Here is a 12,049-nt window from a genome sequence, read left to right as displayed (position 1 = left end):
ATCAAGGCACCAGGGCGGTAACGGCCACGGGCGAGCCCGAACCTTCCTGCAGCCGCAGTACCCCGATGACCAGCGTCGCGCCCTTGGCCGGCAACTGGTCAAGGTTGGTCAGGCATTCGAGGATGATGCCGTTTTTCTCCAGCACCTGGCTGTTGGTGGCGTACACCTCATCCTGGCCCGGATCGGCGCCATGGGTGTCGATGCCCACGCCGGCGATCTGGCGCTTCTCAAGCAGGAATTTGCTGGTCTCGGCACCGACACCGGGGAAGTGCGGGCCCTTGGCGTCTGCATTGATAAAGGCCTTGGGGTCGTTCCACAGGGCTTGCCAGCCGGTGTAGAAAAGCACCAGCGAGCCCTTGGCGATCGTGCCGTGCTCGCGTTCCCATTTTTCGATGTCCTGCACGCCGATCACGTAGTCGGCGTTGGCTTTGGATTGGCTGCGCACATCAATCACCACCGCCGGCCGGATCAGGGACTCGGGCGCATAGCCGTCGATGCCCATGCCCTTGGCGTGAAAACTGTTGGGCGCATTCATATGGGTCGCGCTGTGCTCACCGATACTGAAGCGCCGCAGGTAATAGCCGTCCTTGTCCAGCGTTGCCACGACATCGAAGGTCACTGGCGGGTCGTTGGGCCATAACGGTATGGAGGGGCTGATAACGTGGCTGAGGTCGATGACCTTGCGAAACTGGAGACTGTGCATTCCCTGGACTCCCTTGTCCTCGGCGAAACTCTTGGCCACGCCGACCGCCAGAAACGCGGTCAGTACGCCAATGGATGCCATTTTGAAACGGCTGTTTTTCTGCGTTGATTTAACCATGACGTCTGAGTGCTCCATCAAACAATAAGAGGATCCTGCCCTGGTGCCCGACTCTGTGTGGCTGCCCGAAAGCACCCAGGAAAAGCCTGCACAGTGTGACTAAGTGAGCGGCGCTTTTCATCAGCCTCCAAAAATATCCAATCCCCCACATTCACCCTGTAGCCCTGTAGCCCTGTAGCCCTGTAGCCCTGTAGCCGCTGCCGAGCTTTCGCGGTGTTGCGAACGCAGGCCAGAGCCTTCGGCAGCGGCTACGCGCCTGATATGATCAGCGCCCCCTGGCGAGTGCCTGCTGCAAAAAAGGATTTTGACGTGCCAACCCTCGATCAACTGCTCAACCTCACCGACCCGGCACTGCCCTTGATCGAGGCGTGGATCGCCCGCTCCCCTCATCGCTGCGAATGGCTGGCGCCGGCGCCGGATCGCGAGGCCATCCTGCTGGCACTCGGCGTGAGCACCCGCTCGGTGCTCGGGGCCATGGCTTACGAAAGCGGTGGGCTGTTGATCGATGACGGCTGGCTGCGACTGCTGGGGTCGGGCCATCCACAGCTGCCACGCAACCTGCGGGACTGGAACCAGGACCGCATTCAGGGGGCGATGCTGGTCGCCGACGATGCCGTGGGCGGCTTCTTCGCCATCAACGGCGGCAGCCTCGGCGACGATACCGGGGCCCTGTACTACTGGGCCCCGGACACCCTGCGCTGGGAAGCCCTGGAAATCGGCTACTCGGACTTCGTCGAATGGGCCCTGAGCGAACGCCTCGGGCAGTTCTACCAGGACCTGCGCTGGGACGGCTGGCAGCGTGAACTGCCGCAGCTTGGGGCAGACCAGTGCATGAGCTTCTACCCGTTCCTGTGGACCGCCGAAGGCAGCATCAACAGCAGCAGTCGGCGCGCCGTGCCGCTGGACGAACACTACCGGCTGAACCTGGAACTGGCGCAAAAGCTCGACGCTCCGGCCTGAGATCCAGCGTCAGCCACCGGGGCTCAGCGGGGAATCACGATGTAGTCGTTGCGCTGGACCACCCCGCGATGCTCGCCCTCCACCAGGTGGATATAGCGCCCGTCCACGGCATCGATCGGCAGGCAATCGTCTACGTCCATCAGCGCGTCGGTATGGGCCTTGCTCCAGTGGCTGAGCATCTGCCGCTTGCCCTTGGCCTTGGCTTCAGCCTTGTCATGGGCCACCACCAGCAGGTAGTGGTGGGCCTCGCCGAAGGCCTGGGCCTCATAGCCGCCGAGGTTGATGAAATACAGGCGCGGGGCCCCGGGCAGAGGCGCCAGCGGGCTCAACTGCACCTTCCACCCTTCTACACCATCGACCTGCATCCACGAATCGACATGCAGCCCCGCCGGGCTGCCAAACCAGCCTTCGCGCAGTTGCGGGTAGGCCGCTTCCAGGCTGTCGGCGATGGCGAACACCACGTCGTGGACCTCAATCTTGGCCCTGGGGTGTTTGCCCCCCAGCATCACTACAAAAAGCATTCTGTTCCTTGGTTACCTGCCGCCGGCGGCAGCGATTTCAGGGTGATGGTCCCGGTCGGGGCTCATCAGGCAAGCGCCATATTCTTCACCATGTTGCGTCTGATTGCTGAGGTTTTACTGCGCCCGGGACACTCCCGCGCGGCTTTCAGCACATTGCAGCTAAAGGCCAATCGCCAGCAGCCGATAGCCACACAGGCCATGCCATTCGCTGGCAAGGATTGCGGCGTGGGGCACGACGGCCCCGCCATTGGACAACCAGGAGATGGTCTTGAAGCACACATTCAACGCGCTCGCGCTGGCGGCGGCGCTGGTCTCGCCGACGCTGCTGGCGGCCCCGGACTTTACCGTGCATGACGTTGCACTCGGCATGCCCTATGACGAAGTCAATCTGCTGCTTCAGGAAACCTGCCCCCGGGGCTGCATGACCTACACCGGCTCCGGCCCGGCGGGCATCCATTCGCTGACGGTGTTCCTGCGCTACCAGACCATCTACTTCGGCAACACCCGGCGCACCGAGGTCAACCGCGACAAGCCCTATGAATCGGCGACCTACACCTTCGGCCCCGATCACAGGGTCATTGCCCTGGAAGCCGAGGTAAAAGGCTCGCTCACCGCCGGCAAAAAGCTCGCCGACGAGGCCCTGGCCCGTTATTCAGGCCCGTTGCAGGCGTTCACCCAGACCAACAAGGTCGCGGTACATGCCCAGGCATCGCTGGATCACCTGTCCTACCTGTATGCGCCGAATATGACCGGCAAGCAGTTCGAGCTGAGCGTGATCGAGCCTGCGCCCTCGCGCATGGCGGTGACCCGGGTCAATTACTGGGACTTCGACGCCGTGCGCGCCCTCGAAGCCGCCAAGCCCGCCGACTTCATGACCGTGCGCGGCCCTGCCGGCCTGGGCCTGGTGCCCCGCGAAGCCAACGCCGCGGAAGCGGCCAAGGCCCGTCGTTACCCGGCACTGGAGATCGGCACCCAGACCCAGGCCGTCAACGGCAACGACAAGGTGCAGGTGATTGCCGAACAGCATGACGGCAATAAAAACCCGCCCAGCCAATTGCTGGTCAACGGTGCCCTGATCGGGAAGTCGGCCCTGCTCAGCGACGGCATGTCGTTCGAAGCTGTGCAGCACCTGGGGGATGGGCTGTTTCTGGTGAGTGCCGCGTGGGCCGGCAATGGCTGCAGTGCCCAAGAGCAAATACTGCTCAAAGTGGTCAACGGCAAGGGGCATCTGTCCGAACCCTTTGGCCGCTGCGAACCGCAGATCACCCAGCATGCCGGCACCACCTACTTCAACTTCGCCGAAACCGAATACGAGCCGCAGCAGACCCTGGCCACCCCCTGAAGCATCCCCCACCTATCGCGTAGCCGCTGCCGAGGATCGGCGGCGGCACAGACTGTTTTCCCCTGTAGCAGCTTTGCGCATTGACGAAGAAATTCATCAATGGTCATATGCGCGCCAGTTTCAGGTGTCCCATGCCGCCGTGCATGGGATTAAACGGGAAGCCGGTGCGTCACTTCGGTGATCAGTCCGGCGCTGCCCCCGCAACGGTAAGCGAGCGAAGCATTCGACAGACCACTGTGCTCCGGCATGGGAAGGTGAATGCTTCATGACCCTCGCGAGCCCGGAGACCGGCCTGCAACTTCGTTTGGCAACCCCGCGGTGGGCGGGCGCAGTCCGGTTTGCGTGGGCGCGTGCGCCTGCGATTCCTTATGCGTTGTTCCCTCCGGGTTTCATTCTTTCCTGACTCAGTTGGAATAGCATGTCCCGCAATCCCCTGCTCCAAAGCCTCGCAAGCCGATCCCTGCCGATCACCTTTGTCCCCTGCATGGCCTTTTCATCCCTGACCTTTGCCGAAACCGACCACCGTGCGCTCGCCTTGCCGGCGACCCTGGTCAGCGAAGTCGCCAAGGGCGATGACACTTCCCTCAGCACACCGCTGCCCGCCGGCTCACGGCTCAACCTGAGCGCCCTGGAAAACCCCGCCAGCACCAGCAGCATCGGCCAGGACGCCATCGACAACCGCAATAACCTCACGGTGCAGGACGCGGTGACCCGCTCCCCGGGCATCACCAGCATCGCCGCCCCGGGCAACGGCAACACCGCGTTGGCGGCGCGGGGCTTTACCGGGCACAGCTCGGTCATGACCCTGTTCGACGGTGCCCGCCTGTACACCGGTGCCGGCAGCCTGACGTTTCCGGTCGACCCGTGGATGGTTGAACGCATCGACGTGATCCGTGGCCCGGCCTCGGTGCTCTATGGCGAAGGCGCCACCGGGGCGGTGGTCAATGTGATCTCGAAGAAGCCCTTCGAAGGTGAAGTGCGCAACCGCTTGCGCCTGGGTTATGGCTCCAACGACCGCCAGCAGCTGGGCCTGGACAGCGGCGGCTCCCTGAGCGACACCCTGAGCTATCGCCTGACCCTGAACCAGCAGCAAAGCAACGGCTGGGTCGACCACGGCGACTCGCGCAGCCTGGCCCTCAGTGCGGCCCTGCGCTGGCAGGCCAACGATGACCTGAGCTTCACCTTCGCCCATGAGCGTGGCGACAGCGAACCGAGCAGTTACTTCGGCACGCCCCTGCTCGACGGGCACTACCGCGACAGCCTGCGCGACAAGAACTACAACCTGCGCAACGCCGTGCAGCGCTACAACGACGAATGGACCCGACTCAATACCGACTGGAACCTGAGCGACAGCGTCAGCGCCAGCAACCAGCTGTATTACATCAAGAGCCGACGCCATTGGCGCAACGCCGAAACCTACAGCTGGGACAGCCCCCGCCAGCAACTGCTGCGCAACAGCTACCTGGAGATCAAGCACGACCAGGAGCAGATGGGCGACCGTCAGAGCTTCACCTTCAACCATTCGCTGTTCGGCCTGGACAGCCGCACGGTGGTCGGTACCGAGTACAACAAAATCAGGTTCGCCGTGGGCAACAACTCGCCCTATACCGATGTCGGCGGCGACTACATCGACCCTTGGCAGCCGGCAGCGGGTTACTTCCAGAGTCGCTCTGCATTTTCACCCCAGACCGCCAGCAGCACCCACACCTTTGCCCTGTTTGCCGAGAACCGCTTGCAGCTGTCCGAGCGCTGGTCCCTGGTGACCGGCGTGCGCCGCGACCAGAACCACATCGAGCGCGACGACCAGCGTGCCGGCAGCCGCAGCGACCGCAGCCTCACCGGCGGCAACTGGCGCGCCGGGCTGGTGTTCGCGGTCACCGACCAACTGTCGCTGTACGGCCAGTACTCGACCAGCGAGGACGGGGTCAACAACCTCATCAGCCTGAACCCGAGCCAGCAGCAGATGGACCTGACCGAGGCCCGGCAGACCGAGTTCGGCCTCAAGCAACAGTTCTGGGACGGGCGCGGTGAATGGACCCTGGCGGCCTACCATATCGTCAAGAAAAAACTGCTCAGCAGCGACCCGGTCACGCGCCTGGCGCAACAGGTCGGCCAGCAGTCCGCCGACGGCCTGGAAGCATCCCTGGAGCTGGCCCTGGCTCACGACTGGCAGGTCTCGGCCAATGCCGCGCTGGTGCGGGCCGAATACGACGACTTCGATGAAGTGGTGTCGGGCCAGGTGGTCTCGCGCGCCGGCAATCGCCCGAGCAACGTGCCGCACCGCAGCGCCAACCTGTGGTTGAACAAGGCCCTGAGCCAGGACCTGACAGCCGGAATGGGCCTGCGTTATGTCGACGCGCGTTATGCCAATACGGCCAACACCACCCAGGTTCCGGGCTACACGGTGCTCGACGCCAACCTCGGCTGGCAGCTGCAACGGGATGTGCGCCTGGGCCTGCAGCTCAACAACCTGCTCGACCGGCGCTACGCCGTGGCCCAGCAGAACAATGGCCAGCAATGGCTGATGGGTGAGCCGCGCTCGTTCTTCGTCACCGCCGACTACAGCTTCTAAGTGCCTGTCACGCTGTAGCGGGCAACCCTCGGGCACGTTTAACGCCGCCCGAGCCAGGCACCGGGGACCCCGCAGGTTCCCGGCGCTGGCTGCTGGAAGAGCAGCAGACCATCAGCAACCGGCTGTTGCGCCTGGTGCATCCCCACGCCTCATCTCCCCGCGACGCCAGCCTGGCGGCCAGCAAGCGGGCTGGCATGCTTTCTGCGTTAACGCCATTGCGCCCGACTTCGGGCTCTGCCGTTCCAACCCAGAGGCCTTGCATGAATCACTCTTTCGCCCGACTCGGCATCAGCGCCGGATTGCTTTTCTCCTCCCTGCTCCACAACACCGTCAGCGCCGCCGTGGTGGATGCCGAGCGCCTGCAGACACTCGACCGGGATATCCGCCAGGCCACCCCGCAACTGATCGAGCTGCGCCACGATATCCATCAACACCCGGAGCTGGGCAACCGCGAAGTGCGCACTGCCAAGCTGGTGGCCGCGCGCCTGCGTGAGCTGGGCCTGGAAGTGCAGACCGACATCGGCCACACCGGCGTGGTCGGGCTGTTGCGCGGCGGCAAGCCGGGACCGGTGGTGGCCATTCGTTCCGAACTGGACGCGCTGCCGGTCACCGAGCAGACCGGCCTGCCCTACGCCTCGACCGTGACCCAGGCCTACAGCGGCAATGACTTCAGCCAGGCCGGAAAGCAAGTCGGGGTCATGCACGCCTGCGGCCACGATGCGCACATCGCCATTGTGCTGGGGGTGGCCCAGGTCCTGGCGGCGCACAAGGACAGCCTGCCCGGCACCATCAAGTTCATTTTCCAGCCGGCCGAAGAAGGCGTGCCGGTGGGAGAAACCGGCGGCGCCCGGCTGATGATCGAACAAGGGGTGCTGGCCAACCCGGCGCCGCAAGCGATCTTCGGCCTGCACGTGGGGCCGGGGGTGTCCGGCACCCTTTCGGTCAGTCGCCAACGCACCACCGCCGCCTCGGACAACTTCGTCGCCACCATCACCGGCGAACAGACCCACGGCGCCTTCCCCTGGGCTGGGATCGACCCCTTCCCCCTGGCGGCGCAGATCATCCTCGGCTGGCAGACCATCCCCAGCCGCCAGGTGAACCTGGTGGCCCTGCCCGCCCCGGTGATCTCCATCGGCAAGATCGACGCCGGCGTGCGCAGCAACATCATCCCCGCCGAAGTGCGCATGGAAGGCACCCTGCGCACCCTCACCGACGCCCAGCGCGACGATGTGATCAGCCGCCTGCAACGCACCGCCAGCAAAATCGCCGAAAGCGCCGGAGCCAGCGCCAAGGTCGAGATCCTCCCCGGCAGCTACCCGGCCGGCTACAACAACACCGATCTGGTGGACAAACTCCTGCCCCAGCTCGAAGCCTCGTCGGGCAAGCCCGTCACCCTGGGTTCCGGGGTCTACGCCGCCGACGACTTCGCCGAATACTCGCGGCGCATTCCGGCGCTGTTTTTCGGCCTTGGCGTCACCCCCGACGGTATCGACCCGGCCAAGGCCTGGCCCAACCACTCACCCAAATTCCTGGTGGACGACCAGGCCCTGCCAGTGGGCGTGCGCGCGTTGTCGCGGGTGACCCTGACCTATCTCGCCAACAACGGCTACAAGTAGCGGGCTGCCGGGCCGCGTGCTGCCCGATGCAGGGCGGTACGCAGCCTCCGCATGGATAAAAAGTAATAACCCTCACACTTTTTATTCTTTTATTTAATCAAGCACATTCGCCAACATTGCCCGTCCGCTTGCTCGTGATTGCCTGCCATGCCCAGCACATCCCATCATCATTTCACCCGCCTGTTCAGCAAAAACTACGGTTGGTTGCGCGCTCGGGTCAGCCGTTTGCTGGGCTGCCAGGACAGCGCCGAGGACATTGCCGCCGAGGCCTTCATGCGCTTGCTGGGGATCGAGGATCTGGCCGCGGTGCGCGAGCCCCGGGCGCTGCTGACCACCATCGCCAAACGGCTGATGATCGATCACTGGCGCCGGGCCGACCTGGAGCGGGCGTACCTGGCGACCCTGGAGGAGCAACCTCACAGCGAGCTGCCCTCCCCCCAGGAACACGCGATGCTGATCGAAACCCTGTTGCAGTTGGACCGCCTGCTCAAGGGCCTTGGGCATCAGGCGCGGCAGGCGTTTATCCATAGCCTGTTCGACGGCATGACCTACGAACAGATCGGGCGTCAGCTGGGGATTTCCAAAAGCCGCGTCCATCAGCATATGGAGCAGGCGTATCTGTGTTGCCTGGAGGCCCTGGCGCAATGAGTACGGATTCGCAGCAACAGATCCGGATCGAAGCCGCCCGCTGGTTGGCCTTCCTCCATTCCGGCGAAGCCGATGAGGCGCGCCACGCGGCGTTTCTCGACTGGCAGGCGCGCAGCCCGCAGCACGCCGAATGCATCGCGCGGATCAATCAGCAGCTGGGGTTTATCCAGGCGTCGAAGCTGCGCGATCTCAACCCCCGGCAGTTGCAGCAAGCCCTGGATGCACCCTCCAGCCGCCGCCGGTTCTTGCGCACCAGCCTCGGCCTGGCGGGACTGGCGGTCACCACCGGATTGCTCAGTCGCCTGGGCAGTACCGGCCTGGCCTGGCCGGGTGACCTGTACACCGGGATCGGCGAGCGCAGCCAGTTCCAGCTGCCCGATGGCAGCCAACTGACCCTCGACGCCGCTTCCCGCATCAGCCCGCATTTCGACGGCGCCGAGCGCGGCCTGACCCTGCATGCCGGGCAATTGCTGCTGGACGTGCGCCAGCACTCGCAACGGGCGTTTGTCCTGCAGGCAGGCAACCTGCGGGTCGAGGCCCGGCAACAGCGGCTGTTGTTGCGCCAGGAAGCCAGCGCCTGTTACGTCGCCGCCCTGGACGCCGACCTGAGCCTGCACGGCGCCAGTGCCAGCCGCACCCTGCCCCACGGCCACTGGGCTCGCTTGAGCCGCGACGGCGCCTGGCACACCGGCCCCGCACCCGACAGCGAGACCCTGTGGCTCAAAGGGCTGTTCGAAGCCGATGCCCTGCCCCTGGAGCAGGTGGTGGCCGCCTTGCGCCCTTACCACCCCGGCCTGTTGCACCTGTCGCCGGCGGTGGCCGGGCTGCGGGTCAGCGGGCTGTTCCCCCTGGATAACAGCCACCAGGCCCTGGACATGCTCGCCAGCATCGCGCCGATCCGGGTCACTTGGCGCAGCCGCCTGTGGGCGAATATCGAGCCGGCATAAGCTAGGAACAAATCGATCTGAGCCGCGACTGGAAATGACCCGGGCTGCCCCGTCAACCCGGCAGTCACTCTCAACCAGGATCGATAAAAAAATGCCCCATGTCGCGTGCGTGCGCATCCCCCTGAACCGCTTGACCCTGGCCATTGCCCTGGCCGGAGCGCCGCTGCTGCCAATGCTGGCCGCGCCGCTGCAAGCCGCCGAGCAACGTCAGCACTACGCCATTGCGGCGGGTCCGCTGAACAGCGTGCTGCTGGCGATCTCCCGGCAAAGCGGGCAACTGATCGCCTTTGATCAGCACCTGATGGAAGGCCTGAGCAGCCCGGCGATCACCGGCGACCTGGACCTGCAACAGGCACTCTCACGGGCCCTCAAGGGTTCCGGCCTGCGCGTGCAGCGTGAGGCCTCGGGCGCCCTGAGCATCCAGGGCCAGCCGACTGCGGCGGCGGACGCGACCGTCAGCCCTGCGCCCCGCAGCGAAGCCAGCACCCCACGCCTGGAAAGCGTGCTGGTGACCGCGCAGAAACGCGAGGAAGCCCTGCAACGGGTGCCGGTGCCGATGAGCGTGGTCAGCGGGCGCAAGATCGAAGACACCAATGCCGGCGCCAGTGCCACCCAGATCACCCGCTTCATCCCCAACACTTCATCCGCCACCATCGACAACCAGCGACCGCGCTGGTGGATCCGCGGGATCGGCACCGGTGACCAGCGCGCCAATACCGTCAGTCCGGTGGGCATCTACCTCGACGACGTGTACCTGAACAACGTCGACGCCACCAGTTTTCCGCTGTTCGACCTGGACCGGGTGGAAGTGCTCAAGGGCCCCCAGGGCACCTTGTGGGGCAAGAACACCACCGCTGGCGCGATCAATTTCGTGTCGCGCAAACCCGACTTCAAGGACAACCCCGGCTACCTCAAGCTCGACGCCGGCAGCCATGCCAGCCGCACGGTGGAAGGCGCCGCCGGGACCGTGCTGGTGGATGACAAGATCGCCGGCCGGGTGTCGTTCCGCCATAACCAGCGCGACGGCCTGGCGGAAGACAACAGCAGCGGCGGACGCAGCGGCGATACCCAGGACGACGCCCTGCGCCTGCAACTGGCGGTGAACTTCAACGACAGCCTGGACGGCGTGTTCAACCTGCATTACCGCACCTTCAAGAGCCGTGGCAATGGCCTCGACGGCAGCACCGCCGGGATCCTCGCCCGGGGTGCGAACGGCACCAATGCCTTCGGCTATAGCCCCAGGCTGTCGCGGACCAACGTCGACTACACCCTCGCCGGCAAGGATGACCTGGAGCACAAGGGCGGCTCGGCCACCCTCAACTGGCAACTGGGGGACCTGACCCTGACCTCGATCAGCGCCTTCGAGGATGTCACCCGCACCATTCGCGGCGACAGCGACTACACCCCGGCCGACCTGGCCCGTGGTTATCGCGACCTGCACAGCCGCCAGTGGTCCCAGGAGCTGCGCCTGGCCTCGCCCAAGGAACAGACCCTGAGTTGGGTCGCCGGGGTGCACTACTTCCATGAAAAGCTCGACTACACCGAAGCCCGCGCCGCCGTCGACGGCAGCTTCCTCACGCCCTACTTCAACAACACCCAGACCGAGCAAGGCAACACCAGTTACGCCGTATTCGGCAGCACCACCTGGCAGGTGACCGAGCCATTGCGCATCACCACCGGGCTGCGCTGGACCAGCGAACAGAAAGACATCGACCTCAACCGCGTGGCGGCGGTCGGCAGCGCGCAATTCAGTGACCCCAGCCGCTGGTGGTCGCGCAGCAGTGTCAGCAACCCGTTGCAGGTCACGGCGGTCCAGGATGAAAGCCGGACCTGGAACGACTTCACCTGGGACGTGACCCCCGAGTACCAGCTCAACGATCACGCCCGGGTCTACCTGCGCTACGCCAAGGGGTTTCGTTCCGGCGGCTTCAATACCGGCGCCACCAGCCAGGGCAGCGTCGCCACGGTCGACCCGGAGTACCTCTCGGCCTATGAACTGGGGCTCAAGTCCGAGTGGTTCGATGGCCGCCTGAACCTCAACGGCAGCGTCTTCTACTACGACTACAAGGACATCCAGCTCAATGCCGTGGTCGGCACCAGCACCGGGGCGCTGTCGACCCTGACCAACGGTGCCCGCGGCAAGTTGCGCGGCGCCGAGCTGGAAATTGAAGCCCTGCCGGTGGACGGCCTGCACCTGCAGGCCGGGATCGGCTTGCTGCACAGCGAGTTCACCGACTACCAGTCCGGCAGCGATGATTTTTCCGGCAATCGCTTTGTCCGCGCCCCCAGCGTCTCGGCCACCTTTGGTGTGGAGTATCGCTACCCCCTGGGCATTGGCGGCTACCTGATTCCGCAGACCGACTGGAGCTACCGCAGCAAGCAGTACTACTTCGCCAACAACCAGACCGATCCGGCCCTGAGCGAAGACGCCTTCGCCCTCGGCAATGCCAGCCTGGCCTGGCTGTCACAGGACGAAAAACTGCGAATCTCGCTCTACTCGCAAAACATCACCGACCGCAAATACGTCAATCACTCGTTGCCGGTCTCCTACGGCGGCAACGCCATTTTCTACGGCGAGCCACGCACCCTCGGGCTGTCCGTCACCACGCGCTGGTAATTCATT

The 12,049-nt window shown here is 64.8% G+C and carries 9 protein-coding genes and 1 riboswitch; of the genes, 7 read left to right on the top strand and 2 right to left on the bottom strand.

The window, feature by feature from the left end; translation table 11 throughout:
* Position 1: 1 nt before the first annotated feature.
* Positions 2-820, bottom strand: coding sequence for a cyclase family protein (locus MF4836_RS03215; RefSeq protein WP_078469089.1), 819 nt, complete (start codon positions 818-820; stop codon positions 2-4).
* Between the two features lie 309 nt (positions 821-1,129).
* Between MF4836_RS03215 and MF4836_RS03210 the strand changes: the two genes are divergently transcribed.
* Positions 1,130-1,780 carry a DUF2625 domain-containing protein gene (locus MF4836_RS03210; RefSeq protein ID WP_078469088.1) on the top strand — a complete coding sequence of 217 codons (651 nt, stop codon included), beginning with the start codon at positions 1,130-1,132 and terminating at the stop codon, positions 1,778-1,780.
* A 23-nt stretch (positions 1,781-1,803) separates the two neighbouring features.
* On the opposite strand, the gene MF4836_RS03205 is transcribed toward MF4836_RS03210, so the two are convergent.
* On the bottom strand, positions 1,804-2,301 hold the full coding sequence (locus MF4836_RS03205) for a DUF1543 domain-containing protein (protein ID WP_078469087.1): 498 nt from the start codon (positions 2,299-2,301) through the stop codon (positions 1,804-1,806).
* Between the two features lie 268 nt (positions 2,302-2,569).
* Here MF4836_RS03205 and MF4836_RS03200 point away from each other — a divergent pair, with 268 nt between their 5' ends.
* The 6 genes from MF4836_RS03200 to MF4836_RS03175 all read left to right on the top strand — a co-directional run bounded on the left by MF4836_RS03200 (position 2,570) and on the right by MF4836_RS03175 (position 12,043).
* Positions 2,570-3,643, top strand: coding sequence for a hypothetical protein (locus MF4836_RS03200; RefSeq protein ID WP_153050185.1), 1,074 nt, complete (start codon positions 2,570-2,572; stop codon positions 3,641-3,643).
* A gap of 105 nt (positions 3,644-3,748) precedes the next feature.
* A riboswitch (cobalamin riboswitch) is annotated at positions 3,749-3,953 on the top strand.
* Positions 3,954-4,061: 108 nt separating this feature from the next.
* Complete coding sequence (locus MF4836_RS03195; RefSeq protein ID WP_078469085.1) at positions 4,062-6,215, top strand: TonB-dependent receptor; 2,154 nt, start codon at positions 4,062-4,064, stop codon at positions 6,213-6,215.
* Positions 6,216-6,475: 260 nt separating this feature from the next.
* On the top strand, positions 6,476-7,831 hold the full coding sequence (locus MF4836_RS03190; protein ID WP_078469084.1) for an amidohydrolase: 1,356 nt from the start codon (positions 6,476-6,478) through the stop codon (positions 7,829-7,831).
* A 147-nt stretch (positions 7,832-7,978) separates the two neighbouring features.
* On the top strand, positions 7,979-8,479 hold the full coding sequence (locus MF4836_RS03185) for a sigma-70 family RNA polymerase sigma factor (protein WP_078469083.1): 501 nt from the start codon (positions 7,979-7,981) through the stop codon (positions 8,477-8,479).
* Positions 8,476-9,426, top strand: coding sequence for a FecR family protein (locus MF4836_RS03180; protein ID WP_078469082.1), 951 nt, complete (start codon positions 8,476-8,478; stop codon positions 9,424-9,426). The genes MF4836_RS03185 and MF4836_RS03180 overlap by 4 nt, the downstream gene beginning before the upstream one ends.
* A gap of 91 nt (positions 9,427-9,517) precedes the next feature.
* The gene (locus tag MF4836_RS03175; protein WP_078469081.1) at positions 9,518-12,043 is read left to right on the top strand and encodes a TonB-dependent receptor domain-containing protein; all 2,526 of its coding nucleotides are present in this window, start codon (positions 9,518-9,520) and stop codon (positions 12,041-12,043) included.
* Positions 12,044-12,049 lie beyond the last annotated feature (6 nt).

This window comes from Pseudomonas sp. MF4836, from assembly GCF_002018875.1.
Lineage (GTDB): Bacteria > Pseudomonadota > Gammaproteobacteria > Pseudomonadales > Pseudomonadaceae > Aquipseudomonas.
The sequence above is the reverse complement of the archived record's forward strand: the minus strand, read 5'-3'. Positions and strand labels throughout refer to the sequence as shown.

Coding starts and splice junctions, on each gene's coding strand:
- MF4836_RS03195 (WP_078469085.1), top strand. CDS start 4,062: ATGTCCCGCAATCCCCTGCTCCAAAGCCTCGCAAGCCGATCCCTGCCG.
- MF4836_RS03205 (WP_078469087.1), bottom strand. CDS start 2,301: ATGCTTTTTGTAGTGATGCTGGGGGGCAAACACCCCAGGGCCAAGATT.
- MF4836_RS03180 (WP_078469082.1), top strand. CDS start 8,476: ATGAGTACGGATTCGCAGCAACAGATCCGGATCGAAGCCGCCCGCTGG.
- MF4836_RS03175 (WP_078469081.1), top strand. CDS start 9,518: ATGCCCCATGTCGCGTGCGTGCGCATCCCCCTGAACCGCTTGACCCTG.
- MF4836_RS03185 (WP_078469083.1), top strand. CDS start 7,979: ATGCCCAGCACATCCCATCATCATTTCACCCGCCTGTTCAGCAAAAAC.
- MF4836_RS03190 (WP_078469084.1), top strand. CDS start 6,476: ATGAATCACTCTTTCGCCCGACTCGGCATCAGCGCCGGATTGCTTTTC.
- MF4836_RS03215 (WP_078469089.1), bottom strand. CDS start 820: ATGGTTAAATCAACGCAGAAAAACAGCCGTTTCAAAATGGCATCCATT.